19 protein-coding genes are annotated in these 18,440 nt (G+C 61.3%); 8 read left to right on the top strand and 11 right to left on the bottom strand.

Features of this window, described 5'->3' with window-relative positions; translation table 11 throughout:
* Positions 1-207 precede the first annotated feature (207 nt).
* A complete protein-coding gene (betA, locus tag IHQ71_RS05835; RefSeq protein ID WP_258161008.1) occupies positions 208-1,857 on the top strand; it encodes a choline dehydrogenase in 1,650 nt (549 codons plus the stop codon).
* A gap of 1 nt (position 1,858) precedes the next feature.
* On the opposite strand, the gene IHQ71_RS05840 is transcribed toward betA, so the two are convergent.
* The 5 genes from IHQ71_RS05840 to IHQ71_RS05860 all read right to left on the bottom strand — a co-directional run bounded on the left by IHQ71_RS05840 (position 1,859) and on the right by IHQ71_RS05860 (position 5,929).
* On the bottom strand, positions 1,859-2,329 hold the full coding sequence (locus IHQ71_RS05840; RefSeq protein WP_258161009.1) for a DUF6644 family protein: 471 nt from the start codon (positions 2,327-2,329) through the stop codon (positions 1,859-1,861).
* 4 nt (positions 2,330-2,333) lie between these two features.
* Entirely contained in the window at positions 2,334-2,717 is a 384-nt protein-coding gene (locus tag IHQ71_RS05845; protein ID WP_258161010.1) for a DUF6152 family protein, read from the bottom strand.
* A gap of 86 nt (positions 2,718-2,803) precedes the next feature.
* The gene (locus IHQ71_RS05850; protein WP_258161011.1) at positions 2,804-3,928 is read right to left on the bottom strand and encodes an alpha/beta hydrolase; all 1,125 of its coding nucleotides are present in this window, start codon (positions 3,926-3,928) and stop codon (positions 2,804-2,806) included.
* Positions 3,929-4,004: 76 nt separating this feature from the next.
* Complete coding sequence (locus tag IHQ71_RS05855) at positions 4,005-5,093, bottom strand: hypothetical protein (RefSeq protein WP_258161012.1); 1,089 nt, start codon at positions 5,091-5,093, stop codon at positions 4,005-4,007.
* 80 nt (positions 5,094-5,173) lie between these two features.
* Complete coding sequence (locus IHQ71_RS05860) at positions 5,174-5,929, bottom strand: DeoR/GlpR family DNA-binding transcription regulator (protein ID WP_258161013.1); 756 nt, start codon at positions 5,927-5,929, stop codon at positions 5,174-5,176.
* Between the two features lie 111 nt (positions 5,930-6,040).
* Between IHQ71_RS05860 and IHQ71_RS05865 the strand changes: the two genes are divergently transcribed.
* Together IHQ71_RS05865 and IHQ71_RS05870 are read left to right on the top strand one after the other, a co-directional pair.
* Positions 6,041-6,400 carry a DUF4406 domain-containing protein gene (locus IHQ71_RS05865; protein WP_258161014.1) on the top strand — a complete coding sequence of 120 codons (360 nt, stop codon included), beginning with the start codon at positions 6,041-6,043 and terminating at the stop codon, positions 6,398-6,400.
* A 118-nt stretch (positions 6,401-6,518) separates the two neighbouring features.
* Complete coding sequence (locus IHQ71_RS05870) at positions 6,519-7,859, top strand: FAD-binding oxidoreductase (protein WP_258161015.1); 1,341 nt, start codon at positions 6,519-6,521, stop codon at positions 7,857-7,859.
* Between the two features lie 19 nt (positions 7,860-7,878).
* Here IHQ71_RS05870 and gcvA read toward each other — a convergent pair whose 3' ends face one another.
* The gene (gene gcvA, locus IHQ71_RS05875; protein ID WP_258161016.1) at positions 7,879-8,799 is read right to left on the bottom strand and encodes a transcriptional regulator GcvA; all 921 of its coding nucleotides are present in this window, start codon (positions 8,797-8,799) and stop codon (positions 7,879-7,881) included.
* 129 nt (positions 8,800-8,928) lie between these two features.
* On the opposite strand from gcvA, the gene IHQ71_RS05880 reads away from it, so the two are divergent.
* Positions 8,929-9,183: a DUF1127 domain-containing protein gene (locus IHQ71_RS05880; protein ID WP_258161017.1), complete on the top strand. Its 255-nt coding sequence runs from the start codon at positions 8,929-8,931 to the stop codon at positions 9,181-9,183.
* A 38-nt stretch (positions 9,184-9,221) separates the two neighbouring features.
* Here the strand turns inward: IHQ71_RS05880 and IHQ71_RS05885 are convergent, their stop codons facing one another.
* On the bottom strand, positions 9,222-9,617 hold the full coding sequence (locus IHQ71_RS05885; protein ID WP_258161018.1) for an SMI1/KNR4 family protein: 396 nt from the start codon (positions 9,615-9,617) through the stop codon (positions 9,222-9,224).
* Between the two features lie 6 nt (positions 9,618-9,623).
* On the bottom strand, positions 9,624-10,280 hold the full coding sequence (locus tag IHQ71_RS05890) for a glutathione S-transferase family protein (RefSeq protein WP_258161019.1): 657 nt from the start codon (positions 10,278-10,280) through the stop codon (positions 9,624-9,626).
* 246 nt (positions 10,281-10,526) lie between these two features.
* Between IHQ71_RS05890 and IHQ71_RS05895 the strand changes: the two genes are divergently transcribed.
* Complete coding sequence (locus IHQ71_RS05895; protein WP_258161020.1) at positions 10,527-12,485, top strand: calcium-binding protein; 1,959 nt, start codon at positions 10,527-10,529, stop codon at positions 12,483-12,485.
* A 29-nt stretch (positions 12,486-12,514) separates the two neighbouring features.
* Here IHQ71_RS05895 and IHQ71_RS05900 read toward each other — a convergent pair whose 3' ends face one another.
* Positions 12,515-13,216, bottom strand: coding sequence for a helix-turn-helix transcriptional regulator (locus IHQ71_RS05900; protein WP_258161021.1), 702 nt, complete (start codon positions 13,214-13,216; stop codon positions 12,515-12,517).
* A 242-nt stretch (positions 13,217-13,458) separates the two neighbouring features.
* Between IHQ71_RS05900 and IHQ71_RS05905 the strand changes: the two genes are divergently transcribed.
* The gene (locus tag IHQ71_RS05905; RefSeq protein WP_258161022.1) at positions 13,459-14,880 is read left to right on the top strand and encodes a hypothetical protein; all 1,422 of its coding nucleotides are present in this window, start codon (positions 13,459-13,461) and stop codon (positions 14,878-14,880) included.
* A gap of 39 nt (positions 14,881-14,919) precedes the next feature.
* Here the strand turns inward: IHQ71_RS05905 and IHQ71_RS05910 are convergent, their stop codons facing one another.
* Positions 14,920-15,651 (bottom strand): carbonic anhydrase, encoded by a 732-nt coding sequence (locus tag IHQ71_RS05910; protein WP_258161023.1) that lies wholly within the window; start codon positions 15,649-15,651, stop codon positions 14,920-14,922.
* Positions 15,652-15,965: 314 nt separating this feature from the next.
* On the opposite strand from IHQ71_RS05910, the gene IHQ71_RS05915 reads away from it, so the two are divergent.
* A complete protein-coding gene (locus tag IHQ71_RS05915; RefSeq protein WP_258161024.1) occupies positions 15,966-17,099 on the top strand; it encodes a site-specific DNA-methyltransferase in 1,134 nt (377 codons plus the stop codon).
* Positions 17,100-17,246: 147 nt separating this feature from the next.
* Here the strand turns inward: IHQ71_RS05915 and IHQ71_RS05920 are convergent, their stop codons facing one another.
* Positions 17,247-17,891, bottom strand: coding sequence for a TetR/AcrR family transcriptional regulator (locus IHQ71_RS05920; protein ID WP_258161025.1), 645 nt, complete (start codon positions 17,889-17,891; stop codon positions 17,247-17,249).
* Between the two features lie 77 nt (positions 17,892-17,968).
* Between IHQ71_RS05920 and IHQ71_RS05925 the strand changes: the two genes are divergently transcribed.
* Positions 17,969-18,439, top strand: coding sequence for an anthrone oxygenase family protein (locus IHQ71_RS05925; protein WP_258161026.1), 471 nt, complete (start codon positions 17,969-17,971; stop codon positions 18,437-18,439).
* The last annotated feature ends 1 nt before the right edge of the window (position 18,440 follow it).

Here is an 18,440-nt window from a genome sequence, read left to right on the forward strand (position 1 = left end):
TATCCTCTCCCACAAGGGGAGAGGTAGGGTGCCACGCTCACCCTCTTCTTTTGAGGCGAGGCGGTGCCGCGGGTTTACCTCTCTCCTTGTGGGAGAGGATACGAAGGCCGGGTGAGCTAGCGAACCCCTGGCCGAAGTTGGTGAGGGGTAAATCCACGCCAACTAAGATCGGGGCGGGGTCTTAATACAAAGATGCAGGGGAATTTCATGCAGGCAGATTTCGTCATTGTCGGTTCGGGTTCCGCAGGTTCCGCCCTCGCAAGCCGCCTCTCGGAGGACGGCAAGCACACCGTGCTCGTGCTCGAATACGGCGGCAGCGACCGGGGCCCGTTCATCCAGATGCCGGCGGCGCTCGCCTGGCCGATGAGCATGAAAATGTACAATTGGGGCTATCTCTCCGAGCCTGAGCCGAACCTCAACAACCGCCGCATCACCGCGCCGCGCGGCAAAGTCATCGGCGGCTCGTCCTCGATCAACGGCATGGTCTATGTCCGCGGTAGCGCCGAGGATTTCGACAGCTGGGACGAGAGCGGCGCGACCGGCTGGTCCTATGCCGACGTGTTGCCCTATTTCAAGCGGCAGGAAAGCTCCAAGGGCGGGCAGGAAGGCTGGCGCGGCACCGACGGTCCGCTGCATGTGCAGCGTGGCCCGGCCAAGAACCCGCTCGTCCGTGCCTTCGTCGAGGCCGGCAAGCAGGCCGGCTTCGAGACGACCGAGGACTATAACGGCGAGAAGCAGGAGGGCTTCGGCCTGATGGAGCAGACGATCCACAAGGGTCGCCGCTGGTCCACCGCCTCGGCCTATATCCGGCCCGCGCTGAAGCGCAATAATGTCGAGCTTGTCCGCTGCTTCGCCCGCCGCATCGTCATCGAGAACGGCCGTGCCATCGGCGTCGAGATCGCTCGCGGCGGCAAGATCGAGGTGGTCAAGGCAAACCGAGAGGTCATCATCTCCGCCTCGTCGTTCAATTCGCCGAAGCTTCTCATGCTCTCCGGCATCGGCCCCGCTGCGCATCTCAAGGAAATGGGTATCGAGGTCAAGGTCGACCGCCCCGGCGTCGGCGCCAACCTGATGGATCATATGGAATTCTACTTCCAGCAGATCTCCACCAAGCCGGTCTCGCTCTATTCCTGGCTGCCGTGGTTCTGGCAGGGCGTCGCCGGCGCGCAGTGGATGTTCGGCAAATACGGTCTCGGCGGTTCCAATCAGTTCGAAAGCTGCGCCTTCGTGCGCTCGGCGCCGGGCGTGCGGCAGCCCGACATCCAGTTCCATTTCCTGCCCGTGGCGATTTCCTACGACGGACGCGCGGCGGCGAAGAGCCACGGCTTCCAGGTCCATGTCGGCTACAACCATTCGAAGTCGCGCGGCGCCGTAACGCTCCGTTCATCCGATCCGATGGCCGACCCGGTGATAAAGTTCAACTATATGAGCCATGAGGAAGACTGGATCAAATTCCGCCACTGCGTACGGCTCACCCGCGAACTGTTCAGCCAGAAGGCGTTCGAAGATTATCGCGGTCCCGAGATCCAGCCGGGTGAAAACGTGCAGAGCGATGACGAGATCGACGCCTTTCTGCGCGAGCATCTCGAAAGCGCCTATCACCCCTGCGGCACCTGCAAGATGGGTTCGAGGGACGATCCCATGGCGGTCGTCGATCCAGATACGAAGGTCATCGGCGTCGAAGGCCTGCGCGTTGCCGATAGCTCGATCTTCCCGCGCCTGACCTATGGCAACCTCAACGGCCCCTCGATCATGACCGGCGAAAAGGCCGCCGACCACATCCTCGGCAAACCGCGCCTGGCGCGCAGCAACCAGGAGCCGTGGATCAATCCGCGATGGGAAACGAGTGACCGGTAGATCAGACAAACCCGATCCAGCGCCCCGCAACGATCGCGCCGATCCATATCGCAAAGGACGCGGCAGCCAGCAGCCTCACGCTGACGGATATGTCTCCGCCGATAAGCGCTGGACGCCAACTGGCGCCACGATGCTGTACCAGTACATTCACCAACCCGGCTGCCAGCAGGCCCATCTTGGTCAGAAACGCAGGATTTTCCGCATATTCCACCGGTTTAACGCTGAACAATAGAAAACCGGTCAGCACGACCAAGGCCAGTCCCGTCGCTGCCACACGTACGAGAAACGGCGCCAGCACATTGATCGGTCCCTCGCGCAAGACGCCCATCAGTCTGAGATCAAGCGGCAATATCGCGCCGATAAGCAGGCCGATGCCTGTTATATGCGCGGCATTGACCAGCAGGTATAGCGTGGCCGACCGGCGCAGCAGCGCGGCGTGCGGCAGGCTGCCGAGCCATTCGAGCCACGCCACGGCGTCAACTCTTGTTGATCCGGTCCGGATAGATATCGTAGACCTTCTCGCCCACAGTTACCCGCACGGCCTTCAATCGCTTCTCTTCGGGATCCTGCGAGCGGTTGCCGAGCACTGTAATCGTGTCGCCCGGCTTGGCGGATTGCTCGTTGAATCCCGAACGCGCCGTATTGCCGGGATTGCCGAGCTCGATATGCCAATCGACGCCATCGGCGGCGGTCAGGTCGATGGTCGGATGCGGCGGCGCGATGACCACCTTATTCACGGTGCCGGTCAGTTCGATCTGGTCGGCCTCGGCCCACGACCAGCCGTGATGCGCAAGCGCCGCTGTCGCCATGAAGGCGGCCACGATGCCGGCGGAAATGAGAGTTCTGGCGTGATGCTGCATTGTCTCTCTCCTCTTTTAGCCAGGAAGAGAATGCGGCTGAAGGCGTGGGATTTCCACCCTCTCACCAAAAGTTGAACGGGCTTTCGCTACTGCTTCAACGCCCCCGATACGATCCGGAACGGGCTCGAGATCGTCGCCGCTGCCGCATCGAACACGAAGGCGCCGGCATTGCCGAGGTTCTGCTTCTTGGCCGATTCGGCGGTGAGCGCCGGATAGAGCGCCGCGACATCGGCAAAACGGCTGTGATTGGCCGAGTCCGTAGACTCGAGCTGGGTGATATCGACCAGTACGATGCCGGCTTCGACCGCTGCCGCCTGCACCTTCGGGTCGTCGACATCGAGCCGGCCGACGCGGGCGGTGCTGTAGCTCAGGATCTTGGAGGCCTCGAGTGCGCGGTCGTCCTTGGAGACGAGGATGATCATTGGACGCGGCAGCTTGCCGATGACGGCCATCTGCGTGCGAAACAGGTCGCTGTCGATATCGGGGGCCGCGAGGATGACATTGAGCTTGACCAGCACGTCCTGCCGGCCTTCGAGCTTGAGTTGCCTGAGCGCTTCCACGACCAGCCATCCACCCATCGAGTGGCCGAATATCGTCACATCACCGACGGCGCGATCCCTAGTCAGTTCCTTCATCAGATCGACCAGATAGTCCCGCGAATAGGTCGCCGAATCCTTATCCGCGACATAGCCCGCGAGTTCACCCTGCGATGGCCAGGAAAAGGCGATAGGGGTTGCCGTGAGCTTGGCATCCGCCGACATCTGGGCCATCCGGTAGACCGATTCCTGGAAATTGGAATTGTAGCCATGCACATAGACGCCGACCTTTTTCGACGCGGGATTGGCGGCGCGGACCTGTGCATAAAAAGCCTCGCGGTCGAGCACGGCCTGGCTGATTACCGCGAAATCGGTCTTGGGGTTCGGCTTCTTGCCCTTCTTGGGCCACTCGATCTGCGAGTCCTTGTGGCCGGGCGGGATCGAGACGTTCAATTCGGCATAGTTCGAGTCGATGGACTTGCCGTTGTCATATGCATTGGTGTCGGGGGTCATCCGGGTGCGGGTGGTCACGGCAAAGACCTTGACCTGTGTAGCGCCGGGCAGGGCCGGCACCGTGTTCAGCACATCCGGTCCCGGCCGGGAGGTGCAGCCTGCAAGGCTCACCATGAAAATCAGCGCGAGAATGACGCCCGCATTCGACACTGCCGATTTCATATATACCCTGATCCCGCAACCTGTTCTCCCGCCCGCTATAACACCGGGCGGAAGAATTGACTACCTGCGCTGGCAGTCAAAGCTGGGCGCGGGCATGCTCGGGGCGCAACCATGCCAATGACTGTGGCACAATATTGTCCATGGCGGCCAGCATCCTTGCCCGGTTACGATTGAGCAGCAGGCCGAGCGCGATCACGCCGAGCCCGATCGCCGAGAGCGCGAAGGAGAACATGATCACGTCCTTGAACACTTCATTGGCGAGATAGCCGAGATAGACCGCCACGCCGATCGCCCCGAACACCGCATAGACCCGGCGATTGAGGAAGAGGCTGAGCCCGATGAGGCCGACATTGATCAGGCAGTAAATGAACTTTTCGAGTTCCGTGCCGCCATCATGCAGCGTCATGCCGCACCAGAAGGCCATCACGCCGAATATATGGATCCAGAACACGTAATCGGGTCCGTCGCGGCGGATGATATCCACGGCCCATGCAACGGCGATCATGGCAAGGCCAAAGTAAAGCGAAACATCGCGGCGCATTTCCCAATCGACATAGTTGCCGGGGCCGCGGGTGAACCACATTGCCAGGTCCATCGACAGGAACCACAGCGCGATGCCGCCGACCAGCAGGATGAACGGGAAGGGATAGCGCCAGATGGCGATGGCCGACGCAATGATCGTGCCGATCTCCATATAGATCCAGCTGCCGTTCACGTAGGGGAAAAAGTTCTGGTACTGGCCTGGATCGCCGAGCGCGTATTTCCAGAGATCGAGCGCATCCTGCACGCCGTAGATGATCATCGGCACCATCGATACCGCGACCGCGATCAGCAGGCCTGCGGGAATCCTGAGCGACTGGTTCTTCCACAACATGTGCCCGGCGGTGAGAAATGCAGCGGCATAGGCCGATCCGCAGGCGACAAGCGCCCAGCCGCCCATGCGGTTGAAGGCTTCATTGGTGAAAAGCCCCATCGCGCCCATGATGATCAGCGCCCCGGCATACCAGAGCACGTGGGTGAGATCGAAACGCGGCAGGTTGGCGCCCACGGCTGGTCCGGCAGGGACCTGCGTTTTCTGGCGAAGAAAGGCATCGATTTCCGCGAGCTTCGCGTCGTCGAGCAGGCCTGCATCGCGCAAAGCCTTGAGATCTGCATCGGTCAACATGTGACTCTCCACAAAGTTTCCATTGCGTGAACAACGTTCATGAACGTTGTTCTATTCTGCTTTGCGGGAAAAATCCAGCCCTATGCGCGTATGATTTCCAATCCAGCGCTTTCCAGCATGTCGAGTGCTTCCTCATAAACGTCCGCGCCGACGATCGCGCCGGTGGCCGCTTCGAGCGACATGATGGAGACGGGCGAGGCCCGATCGAGCTTTTCCACCGTCAGGGCGACGTAGGTATTGGCGGATTGGGCGGCGATCTGGCGTTTGATCGCGGCCTCTTCGAAATCGCCGGTCGAAAATCCGTGGCGGGCATGAACGCCCGTGGCGCCAAGGAAAAAGATGTCGGGCCTGATCGTCGCGATTGCTGCGGCTGCCACCGCGCCGACCGCCACCATGGAGTGTTTGTAGAGCCTTCCTCCGATCAGCATGACTTCCGCAGTCGGATGGTGCTCGAGCTCGGCTGCGATCGTTGGGCTATGCGTGACGACGGTGAAGCCGAACGTGCGGGGCAGGGCGCGCGCGATCTCGGCATTGGTCGTTCCTCCGTCGAGAAAGATCATCTGCCCGCACTGGACAAGTGCCGCGGCGGCGGCGCCAAGCCGCTTTTTCTCGTCCGATGCAAGGCTCCGGCGTTCCGAGAAATCGGGAAGTGCCGGCTTGATCGGCAATGCACCGCCATGAACCCGCTCAAGCAACCCGTCCGCCGCCATTTCCCGGAGGTCGCGCCTGATAGTGTCTTCCGACAGGCTCATTTCCTCCGCGAAAGCCTTGGCAACCAGCCTGCCATAGCGGCGGAGCCGGTCTGTTATGAGCGCCTTGCGTTCCACGGTCAGCATTTTTCCCTCTTGACATTTGCACGGTATTGCACGAAACATCGCGAAATTATCTGAATTATGAACTTATATCAAGATAATTCGTGATAATTCATGCAAGTCCAGGAGAGAAAAATGTTGATTTTGATCGCAGGTCCCTATCGCTCGGGCACGGGTGACGATCCCGCCAGGATGGCGGCAAACCTCAAGGTGCTCGAAGCGCCATCACACGCGCTGTTCAAGGCCGGTCACGTGCCGATGATCGGCGAATGGGTCGCTCTGCCGGTCTGGAATGCAGCCGGCGGAAAGCATGTCGGCGACGATCTCTACGAGGCGATCTTCCATCCCGTCGCGCACCGCCTGCTTGCCATGTGCGAGGGCGTTCTGCGGTTGCCGGGCGCCTCCAAGGGTGCCGACAATGATGTGAAGATCGCCAACGAACGGGGCATCCCCGTCTGGTACGATCTGAACGACGTGCCCGGTGTCGCGGCCTGAGCCTATAGCCCCAATGGCAGCCGATTGGGCGTGCGCGAGGGTTCACGTCGGCTATGTGAAACCACCCGTTGAACGTCATGAAACTGTGCTATGACACTGCGATCCTTGGGGGCGCGCCATGTCAAGCATGCTGCTGCAAAGCATTTCCCGTTCCGGGCTCACTTGCCCTGTCATCTCGCGCGATCATCCGAATTACGACCGGTATCGCAAGGTCTGGAACGGGATCGCCGACCGGCGGCCTTCGGCAATCGTTCGTCCCCGGACCATTTCCGACGTGCAAAAGGCGGTTCTCGCCGCAGCCGCCTCGGGGAGCCTGCTTGCCGTGCGCGGCGGCGGCCACAGCCTGCCGGGCATTTCCACCTGCGACGGTGGGCTGGTCCTCGATCTCGCTGCGCTCAACGCGGTCCGCATCGACCATCGGGCCGGGACGGTCGATGTCGGCGGCGGCGCTCTTCTCGGCGATCTCGATCGGGCGACTGTGCCGCTCGGCTGCGTCGTGCCGGCGGGGGTTATCTCCCATACCGGCGTCGGCGGACTGACTCTCGGCGGCGGCATGGGCTGGGCGAGCCGGAAATACGGGCTCACGATCGATAGCCTCCTTGAAGCGGAAATCGTCACGGCGGATGGTCGCATCGTGCTTGCCAGCGCCACATCCGAACCAGATCTCTTCTGGGGAATACGTGGCGGCGGCGGCAATTTCGGCGTGGTAACGCGGTTCCGCTTCCGCATGAATCCCTTCGCCGGCGTCACCGTCGGCAACTGGACCTATCCATTGGCGCAGGCCAAAGCCGCACTGCTTGCCTTGCGAGATATCGCTGCGCTGAAGAGCCGTGATTTCGCGGTCGGCTTTACGGTTACGCCGTCCCGGCTGAGCTTGTCAGCCGTCTGGCACGGGGAGAAAGGGCTTGCGGAAGCGATGCTGTTGCCGGTCGGCAAACTCGCCTCCTCGGGTGAGGGCGGTCTGACGGGCCAGACCTACCTTGAACTCCAGAGCCGAAACGACGAGCACTTTGCCTGGTCGCGGCGTTACTATGCCAAGGGCGGGTTCTGGCGGGAGATCGGCAATGGGGCGATCGACCACATGGTGGAAACCATTGCGCACGCGCCGACGCCGGACTGTGAAATCTACGTGCTGCAACTCGGCGGCGCGATTGCCGACATCGACGACGACGCGACGGCATATTCCGGACGCAAGGCCGGCTTCTACTGGATCGCGGAACCGGTCTGGGATCGGGTCGAGGATGACGCGACCTGCCTGGCCTGGGGCAGGGAGACCGCCGGTCGCCTGGCGGATGATTCCGTGATCGGCAATTACGTCAATGAACAGGGTGACGCCGGCGTGTCGGTCGCCATTTCCGCCTATGGTGACGCCAAGTACAGGCGGCTCCAGCAGCTGAAATCACGCTTTGATCCGGGGAACCTCTTCCGGCTCAACCAGAACATCCAGCCCCTGGCCTGAGTCCGCCTAAACCGACCGGCTACTCGACCGGTTCGGCGACCTGTTCAAGCAGCCATTCCCGGAAGGCGGAAATCCGGGGCTCGGCCGCCGCTTCCTTGGGATAGACGAGGAAATAGGCGAACTCGGACGGTGCCTTGACGCTGAGCTCGAACGGGCGGATCAGCCGCCCCTCGGACAATTCGCTGGCAACCATCGCGAAATCCGCCAGCGCTACCGCCTCGCCGGCAAGTGCCGCTTCGACTGCATCGTTGGAACTCGCGAACACGATCGCCCGGCTGTCGTCGAAATCATGCACGCCGGCCGCAGCCATCCACATGTGCCAGTTCGGCCAGGTCAGCCCGTCACGCGACCATTCGATATGCGCCAGCGTATGGTGCATCAGGTCGCGGGGCTCCTTGAGCGGCTTGCCTGATGCCAGCAGGCGCGGGCTGCACACGGGCACGATCACATTGCCGAACAGGCGATGCGTCGTGAGACCCGGATATTTGCCGCTGCCGTACCTGATCCCCACGTCCACGTCGTCGAGTTCGAAATCCTTGACATCGTAGGACACGTCGAAGCGAAGCTCGATATCCTGGTGAACCTTGCGGAACTGCTCCACCCGCCGCATCAGCCATTTCGTCGCAAATTGCGGATCGACCGTCACCTTGAGCTGGGTCGTCGAACGCCGCGACATCTTCTGCACCCGCGCGGTCGCCCTGGTGACGATATCGAGCGCATCCACTGCGGCCTCGCACAGCACCTTCCCCTCGGGCGTCAAATGAATCGACCGGTTCGTCCGCACGAAGAGCTTTACGCCGAGTTGGTCCTCGATTTCCTTGATCTGGTAGCTGACGGCCGCCGGCGTCAAGCCAATTTCATCCGCCGCACGGGTGAAATTCAGGTGCCGGCCCGCGGAAACCAGCATTTTCAAGGCGCGTGTGCCGGGCAGGGTTCGCATGGTTCACTTCAAGGAAAACTTGATATTCGTGTTAGAACTACTCGTTTCCCTTTTTATGGTCAACGCGCGATATTGCGTACACCGACAAAACGTCAAAAAAAACTTGATACAGAAATTGGAGTGCATATCATGGCCGACATCTCTCATTCCCATTTCCACACCGGCCGTCTGGAAAACCTCGCCTGGCGCATCCTGCATGCTTTCGACCGCGAGTCCAAGGCCAGCCTTCCCGCCGAACTCCGCAAGCTGCCCGACCACCTGTTGCGCGACATCGGCGTCGAGCGCGCCGATCTCCCGCCCGCACTGGACGACGTGACGACCCGCGCCGGCATGCTCGAAAGCCGCACCGCCGTGGCTGCCTGGCTGGCATCGACGGTGCGGTGACGGTCGTAGGCGGCGGCCTTGGTCTCTGAGGCCGCCGGTTACTCGACCTCGATCAATTCGCCCAGACTGTCGGCGATGCGTTTGAGCGCCCCGGTTTCGTGCCACCAGACGAACACCGCGTCGCCGAATGAATAGCCGTCCCGCAGCAGCACCAGTTTATCGCCAGATCCGTTGTCTGCGATGCACATGGCGCCTTCCGGAAATCCCTGCCATTGTCGGGCATTCCTCGTTTCGAGCACGACATGGTTGGCGGTCCTCGCAATGCGTTTGCGGTCGCTGGTGTCGAATATCGGATGCAGAATCCAGTCGTCGTCATCCGTTGGCAGTTCGCCGCCATTCTCGGCCTTGATTTTCAGGCGGTAGCTTTCGGGCAGCTTGGCGCCGAGTTCGCTCTCTGCCTTGTCGATATACTGATCCTCAACTGGAAATGGCATGCGCCTTCACCCCTCCTGCGCCCTGACGGCCCACATATCCCTGAATGCCGGCCGGTCATGGCATCTCTCATACCACGCCACGACATTCGGATTGGCATCGGTCAGCACCTTCTCCGTCATCGCGTAGCGCACGATTTCCGCGACATTCAGGTCGGCGACTGTGAAGCGGTTGCCGACGAGGTAATCCTGATCAGCCAGATGCTGGTTGAGGATTTCGAATGGGCGCTTGAGCAATCGCGTCGCCACATCGAGCGTTTCCCGGCCCCCCGGCGTGTCTGCCAGCGCATTGTCATGAGTCAGCACGATCTTCACCGCATGCTGCTCGATATTGTTGACCGCCCAGAACGACCACATCTCGAGCAATCCCTCTTCGGTGAGACTGCCGGCGGCGAGCGGACCCTTGTGCTTGCGGGCGAGATAGAGATTGATCGCCATCGACTCCCAGAGCACCAGTCCGTCATCTTCAGCGGTCGGAATATGGCCGTTCGGATTGACCTTGAGGAATTCCGCTGAGCGACTGTTGAGCGGTGCATCCGGCGCCAGCGGGTCATCGAGGCGCCGAGCCTGGATCACTGGCACGCTTTCAAATTCGATGCCGAGCTCGCGTGCCATCCAGTAGTTCCGCGATGCGCGCGATTGATAGACGCCGTAGATTTTCAGCATGGATTTGTCTCCCCTCTGTCGATTTTGGCGGAAAGGATGGGCGAGAATCCTATCCCGGTCCAATCAAAATTCGCCTGATCTGTCATCAACATGGCTGATCGAACCTTCGGTGAAAGGTGCCTTACGTTTCACCCCCAGGATTTATTCAACCCCCCTGTTACCGGCGAAACATGACCGGGCAAGAAACACGGCTAGCCTTTCTCCATCGCCGGCGGACGAACCTCCGGTCAACAGATGGAGACTGAAATGGCTAATCTTTTCATAGACAAGCGTGCCTCCAATTCCGCGGTTGACGAATGGGGTCACGAAGGCAACGACACGCTGCTCGGCAGCCGCTTCGGCGACAAGCTGAAGGGCGCCCAGGGCAATGACACCATCCATGGCAATGGCGGCGACGACCAGATCATGGACATCACCTGGATCGGCTTCGAGCCCAATTTCAACGGTCTCTTCAGCTTCAATCGCGAAAGCGAGGGCGGCCGCCTGGCGATCAGCAATTTCGTCAGCGGCAATATCGAGATCGGCGCCCAGAGCCTCGGACAGGTCTTTTTCCACGGCGGCAACGATCGGTTTTTCGGTGGGACCGGCCGTGATTATCTCCTGGGTCTCGAAGGCAACGACGTGCTCGATGGCGGCGCGGACCTCGATGTCCTGCTCGGCGGCACCGGCAACGATACGCTCGTCGGCGGCGCCGGCAACGACATCCTCGGCGGCGACAACGGCAATGACTATCTCCTCGGCGGCAGCGGCAACGACCTGCTCAATGGCGGCGGCGGCGACGATCGCCTCGAAGGCAGCTCGGGCGCCGACAGCTTCGTCGGCGGACAGGGCAGCGACACCGTCGTCTATTCGCAGTCCTTCGCCGCAATTCACATCAACCTGCGCATCGGTGCCACGGCACTGGATACGCCCAGCGGCTCGGAGGCGACCGGCGACAGCTTCGAGAGCATCGAGAACGTCATCGGCTCGCGCCACAACGATATCATCACCGGTACCGATGGCGAAAACGATCTCTTCGGCGGCTTCGGCAACGACCTGCTGTTCGGCGGTGCCGGTGGGGATATCCTGGATGGCGATGTCGGCGTCGACACGGCGAGTTACGGCAGTTCGGCCGGTGGTGTCCGCGTGACACTCAACGACGCCACGCTTGGTCTGGGTTCCTTCGCCGCCGGCGGCGACGCCGAGGATGACACTCTCATCTCGATCGAGAACCTGATCGGCTCGAACTTCGTCGACCGCCTGACCGGAAACAGTGGCCGCAACACCATCAATGGCGGCAATGGCGACGACATCATCCACGGCCTCGATGGCACCGACATCATCCTGGGCGGCGCTGGCAGTGACCAACTCTTCGGCGGCAACCAGAACGATACGTTGAACGGTGGCGACGGCGACGATGAGATCGACGGCGGGGCCAACACCGACACCGTGACTTACGCGACCCAAAGGCTCGGCATCGACATCGACCTCGGCGATGGCGATAGCGCAGGCCGGGCCACGACCGCTCCGATCGGTCTGATCGGCGCGGAAGAAGACCGCCTGTTCAGCATCGAGAACATCGTCGGCACCAGCGTCAAGGATACGCTTGCGGGCAATACCAGCCGCAACACCATCAACGGCGGCGGCGGCGACGACAGCCTGGTCTTCACAACAGGCGGCGACCGGCTGGACGGCGATGCGGGCATTGATCGCCTCGTGTTTCAGAATTTCACCGAAGCTGCGAATATCGATCTCGGATCGCAGGTCACCGTCGGTGCGTCCACCATCGTCACCACGCTTGTCGAGATCGAGAATGTCCTGGCCGGCAATGGCAGCGATGTCATCCGCGGCACGACCGGGGACAACACGATCGAAGGCAGCGGCGGCTTCGATACGATGACCGGCCTTGGCGGCAACGACACATTCGTTTTCCGTCGCCTCGCCGACATCGGTCTTGTCGCCGGCCAGCGAGACATCATCACCGATTTCTCCGCCGGCGACCGGATCGATTTCTCGGCGCTCGCGGGCACGGAAGGCCAGGCCGGTCTCGACCTCATCTTCATCGGCGACGACGGCTTCAGCGGTGAGGCAGGCGAAATCCGCTTCAACGTCAACAATGGCGGCAACACCATCGTGCAGATCGACCTCGATGGCGACGGGCAGGAAGACGCCAAGCTGCAGCTCACCGGATCTGTCGCGCTCACGGATGCAGACTTCTTGTTCTGAACCGGCTTGAGGCAGGATCGAAGGCCCGGCTAGCTGCCGGGCCTTTCGGCGCTGAACGAAAAGAGCGCCTTGAAGGCCATCTCGCCGTTGCGGGTGAAGTCGATCGCGCGGCTCTTGCCGTCGCGCCGTGCCCAGCCCTTGTCGATGATCATGTCGAACAGCGCAGCGCCCAGCGATCCCGCTAAGTGATCGCGCCGCTCACTCCAGTCGAGGCAGCAGCGGCAGAGCGGTCGCCGGGATTTCCTGAGCGTACCGAGATCGATGCCGGCGCCCGTGAGAAAGTTTTCGCCATCGCCGGTCAGCCCGATTGCCCTGTCATCAAAGTTCAGGTGCCGTCGTGACACCAGGCTGTCGAACATCAGCACGCCGAGATCGCCGGCGAGATGATCGTAGCAGATACGCGCCTTGCGCATCGCTTCGTCCTTCGGTCCGGGCCGGTGGCGCAGATGGCCGCGATCGGCGGCGAAGACCGTCAACGACTCGATCAACTGCCCCACCTTTGGCCCAGCGAGCGAGAAATATTTGTGCCGCCCCTGTTTCTGCGGCCGGATCAGCCCGCCTGCCTCGAGCTTGGCAAGATGCGTACTGGTCGTCTGCGCCGTCACGCCCGCGATCTCGGAAAGCTCGGTGGCGGTCAGCGCCCGTCCATCCATAAGCGCCGCCAGAATGTTGGCGCGGGCGGGATCGCCGATCAGCGCGCCGATCTGGGAAATGTCGGGTCCGTTTCTCATGGGCAATTCTCCATTCGCGGCCATTTTAGCGTGATTCCCGTTCAGCATGCTTCGATCCGCATCGAAACATATCGCACTGCCAGCATGTGACAGTGATGCACCACACGCCCGCGGATAGCCGCGGTACGCGTGCAAAACGAAGCTTCCGAATGGAACCAAAGTGCCCCGATGTCGCTTGAATGCCGCAATCGGTCCGCATATGCAGCCGATTAGCCTAACGCATTCAATACCGGAGCCTGTTCATGAGCCTTTTCGGCGATCTCGATCTCGCACAATTCGCGACCATCTACCGCGTTGCCGTCGCTTCCTATGGCAACGCCGAGCCCCCGGCAGGGTTCGAGGCGCTCACCATGTCCGAAATCGGAATCGAGGGTCAGGGCGACAAGACGATCTTCACCAGCAAGAACGGCCGCGGCAAGGCCATCGTCACCGAGTCTGCCGACGGCGAACTCATCGTCGGCTTTCGCGGTACCGACAAGTACAATGACCTCAACGATTATGACAACATCACGTTTTCCGGCAAATACTACAAGCAGTTCGAGCCCTTGATCGAGGCTGTCGCCGCCTACAAGGCGGAGCATGATCTCGATGTGACCTTCACCGGCATCAGCCTCGGCGGCGCGGTTGCCAATATCATTGCCGACCGGTCCGCGAACGGGAAATGGAACGGCGCATTCGAGGACGCCCATTTTGTCGGCGTCTCGGCGCCATATCTATCCGGCAGCCGCAAGAGCGACGTCTTCAATTTTGGTTTCCAGAACGATCCCGTCTACCACGTCGTGCCGGGAAGCTGGACCGCCCATGCCAAGGAAATGGCGACCCGCAACCTTTTCATCTACCAGCAGCACCAGAAATTGGGCGAGGATAATCTCGGCGACCGGATCGGCAACCACGAGCCGTCCCACGTCGGCGACCTGCTGAAAGCGCTCGCCGGTTTGACGGTCGCGGATGGCCAGTTGTTGGCCGACGTGCTGAAGCCGAACAGCTACGTCATGCTGGACGACGCGAAGGGCTCGGTGAATATGGGGCTACTCCGCCACAATGGCGACTCGGTTCTGACAGTGCTTGGCCAGGAACGTGCCGACAAGCTCTATGGAGCAAGCACCAACGCGAATGGCAGCGACCGCGAATGGATTTTCGGCCTCGGCGGCAGCGACGAGATTCTCGGTCGCGGCGGGCGCGACCAACTCTATGGCGGCGATGGCGACGACAGATTGGATGGCGGCCGGAGTGCGGACATCATGTTCGGCGGCAACGGCAACGACACGATCATGTTTCACGAGCGCGGCGACCGGGCGGAGGGTGGCGCGGGCAATGACAGGTTTATCATAGGCAATATCGCCTTGGTGAGGAACAGCGACACGGCCCGCGTCTTCATCGATGATTTCGACCTCGGCGGGGACAAGATCATACTCAACCGCATCGATGGCAATCTGACCAGGAAGGGCGATCAAGGCCTCCATTTCGACGGTGTTTATGCATTCGGCGATTCTCAAGATCTGGATAATGGCTTTGTCCCCGACAGTACGCCAGGCAGCGTCGCGATCTATGAGGATGGCTCCGGTAAGACCTTCATCGTCGTCAACCTTGACAACGATCGCTACATCGATCTCGAGATCGAGGTTGATGGAACTGGCCTCATGAGGAGCGATCTCATCTTGTAAACTTCACAAAATCTGGCGGCCGGCCTGCGAACCGTGCCGTCAAACCTTGTGCAGGAAATCGACCACGCCCGTATCGAGGTCGTAATAGGCCGGCACGATCTTCACCTTGCCTTCTTCCACCAGGCGGGAGACGATAGCGCTCTCGGCGAGGACACGCTCGGCGCCGTTGAACGCATTGGCGTGCACCGTGTTGTCGATGAAGTTCTCGCCGCGATCGGTCTCGGCGAGCGCCACGGGCAGGATCGGCTGGATCATCTTGCCGATCGAGCCGTCGAGCCTGGTGCCCTTGGAGACGACCTCGCAGGCAGCGGAAACAGCGCCGCAGCGCTTGTGACCCATCACCACGATCAACGGCGCATGCAGGTGTTCGGCGCCATATTCGATCGTGCCCAGCACGTCCGTATCGACCACATTGCCGGCATTGCGCGCCACGAAAAGTTCGCCGAGCGTCACCCCGCCGAAGATCAGTTCCGGCACGACCCGGCTGTCGGAACAGGTGAGCACGATCGCCCACGGCGCCTGGCTCTTGGCGACATCCTGCCGGCGCTTGGAGAAATTGGCCGCGCAGGCTTCGGCGTCCGAGACGAACGCCCTGTTGCCTTCCTGAAGTTTCGCCAGCGCCTCGTCGGGCGAAAGGGCAGGGGTCGCGTCGGACGCCAGCGCGCGGGTTGTCATCCCGAAGCCGGCGGTCATGGCCGCCATGCCGCCGATGCCGGCGAGCTTGACGAAGGAGCGGCGGTTGAGACGGGTGGAAACGCATTCAAAGCACATGATCTTGGTCCTTTCGCAATCCGGCACGGTTGGCGGAAGAATTACGCTCGCCCTAGACCATGCCCGGCACTTCTCCGGCACCGCGGAGAATAGCACGTTTGGTTATGCTCGACTTTGACGATCGGCAAGTCGCATTTTGACGCAAGGCTGTCGCTAATAAAGTGGGGACTAATGCGTGGCATCCGGCGATGGTCCGAACATGCCGTCAAAAATAAATTCCCGATACGGCACGCGTATTCAGGCTTTGGTAACCAGGATCGGTAACCATAACAGTCAGTAAATGAGTTCCTGTAAAGCGTATCGGTGAGTATCCCATGGCGGCTTTGTCTTCGCGCGTTCTGTCGCCCGAAATCTCTTCGGGCAAATCCTGGCTGAACTCGATCATCAAGGGCGATTGCGTCGCGGCGCTCGAAGCGCTGCCGGACAAGTCCGTCGATATCATCTTCGCCGACCCGCCGTACAATCTCCAGCTCGGCGGCACGCTGCACCGGCCCGACCAGAGCCTGGTCGATGCCTGCGACGACGAATGGGACCAGTTCGCCAGCTTCGAGGCCTATGATGCCTTCACCCGCGCCTGGCTGCTCGCCTGCCGCCGGGTGCTGAAGCCGAATGGCACGATCTGGGTGATCGGCTCGTATCACAACATTTTCCGCGTCGGCACGGTTCTGCAGGACTTGCAGTTCTGGATCCTCAACGACGTCGTCTGGCGCAAGACCAACCCGATGCCGAATTTCAAGGGCCGCCGGTTCCAGAACGCGCATGAGACGATGATCTGGGCGAGCCGCGATGCCAATGCCAAGAGCTACACGTTCAACTACGATGCGATGAAGGCGGCCAACGACGACGTGCAGATGCGCTCGGACTGGCTGTTCCCGATCTGCTCGGGCGGCGAACGCCTCAAGGGCGCCGATGGCAAGAAGGTGCATCCGACCCAGAAACCGGAAGCGCTGATCGCCCGTATCCTGATGGCGTCGTCCAAGCCCGGCGACGTGGTGCTCGATCCGTTCTTCGGCTCCGGCACGACGGGTGCGGTCGCAAAACGCCTCGGCCGGAACTTTGTCGGCATCGAGCGCGAGCAGGATTATATCGACGCGGCGACGGCACGCATCGCAGCGGTCGAACCGCTCTCGGGCGCCGAACTCACCGTGATGACCGGCAAGAAATCCGAGCCGCGCGTCGCCTTCAACACGCTGGTCGAAAGCGGCATGATCAAGCCCGGCGCGGTGCTGACCGATGCCCGTCGCCGTCATTCGGCCATCGTTCGGGCCGATGGTACGCTCGCCTCTAACGGCGCTGCCGGCTCGATCCATCGTCTCGGCGCCCTCGTTCAGGGGCTCGATGCATGCAACGGATGGACCTTCTGGCATTACGAGGATGGGAATGACCTGCGCCCCATCGACGATCTCAGAAGCATCATCCGCAAGGGTATGGAAGGAGCGGGCGGCTGACCTCCAACCACGCCCGCTCCTGCCACCCTTCTTAGATCCCTTCTTCCGGTTTAGTCCTTCAGTCCCGGAAGAAGACAACGGCCCGGAAAGCGCGAATGCCTTCCGGGCCGTATGCTGTCCTGATGCTCGGGTTTCATCTTCCGATGGTCAAAGCAACTGTCGCGTCAGTGCCTCATGGAGCCATTCGGCATAAGCCTCCTCCGTCAATCCTTCGACTTTGCTCATGAGGAGGTAAAGCTCGGGGCTTGCCAGCCGCCAGATATGCGCGGTGACCTCGGCCTCTCCCATGCCGTTCCTCAATGTGCCGGTAGCCAAGAGAGCCGCGGCGACGAAGCCGAGGTTTCTCCGCCGGCCTTCGTGGAGTGCTGCGTAAAGTTGGGCCAGTGCGGGGTCCGTCTCCGCCGCCGTGCGCACCACGGCCATGACATCGGCGACATTGGCCAGAACCCTGGATATGTCCTTGGCGAAAAGCGCGATCTGCCTGTCATGGTCGCGGGCTTGCCGGATCGCTGCGGGCCCCGCTTGTTCGAGCAGCGGCTGTTCTGGTTGATTTCCTCGCACCGCGCGTTCGACCACCGCCTGGAGGATGGCCTGCTTGTTCCTGAACGTCGCATAGATCGTTTCCGGCGAAACGCCTGCCGCCTTTGCAATGCCGGCAATCGTGGTGGCTTGCCACCCCGCATTGATGAACTGCATTCGGGCGGCATCGATCACGGCATTCCTGGTGTCGGCCGCCTGGGCGGCGCGGCGGCCGGCATCGTATTTCCGCTTTGGCTTGACAGCATCGTTCATTTGGATACATATACACTGTATTTAATATTGGTAAAGCTAAGCGAAATGCGTCTCGCAAGGCTCCCCGGAGATAGAGCATGCACGGCATTTTTTCCACTCTCATCCAGGCGCTCTCGCTGATGCTGGTAAGCCTCGTCGCCGGCGCCATGTTCGGCATCTGGCGTGGTTATCAGATCGCGGATTACTCGCCGGCCACATTCGTCGAAGTTCATAACGGCGCCGTCAGGAACCTCAATGCGCTTTTGCCTGCCATGGCGATGGCGTGCCTCGCCCTCGTGCTGGTCCTTGCCGTGCTGAGCCGCCACCGGGTTGCACCGTTGTCGCTCTACTTGCTTGCCGCAGCATCGATCGTCGTCGGCGGATTGATCACCCGGCTGATCAACCAGCCGATCAATGCCCAGGTCATGACATGGACCGCGTCCTCCCTGCCGTCCGGCTGGGCCGATATTCGCGACGCCTGGTGGATATGGCACCAACGGCGCCTGGCCGCGACGCTGGCGGCGGAAATGCTGCTCATTGCCGCGATCTTCATCGACCGGAAAGCCTGAT

Source organism: Rhizobium sp. TH2, assembly GCF_024707525.1.
In the GTDB taxonomy this organism is placed as follows: domain Bacteria; phylum Pseudomonadota; class Alphaproteobacteria; order Rhizobiales; family Rhizobiaceae; genus Rhizobium_E.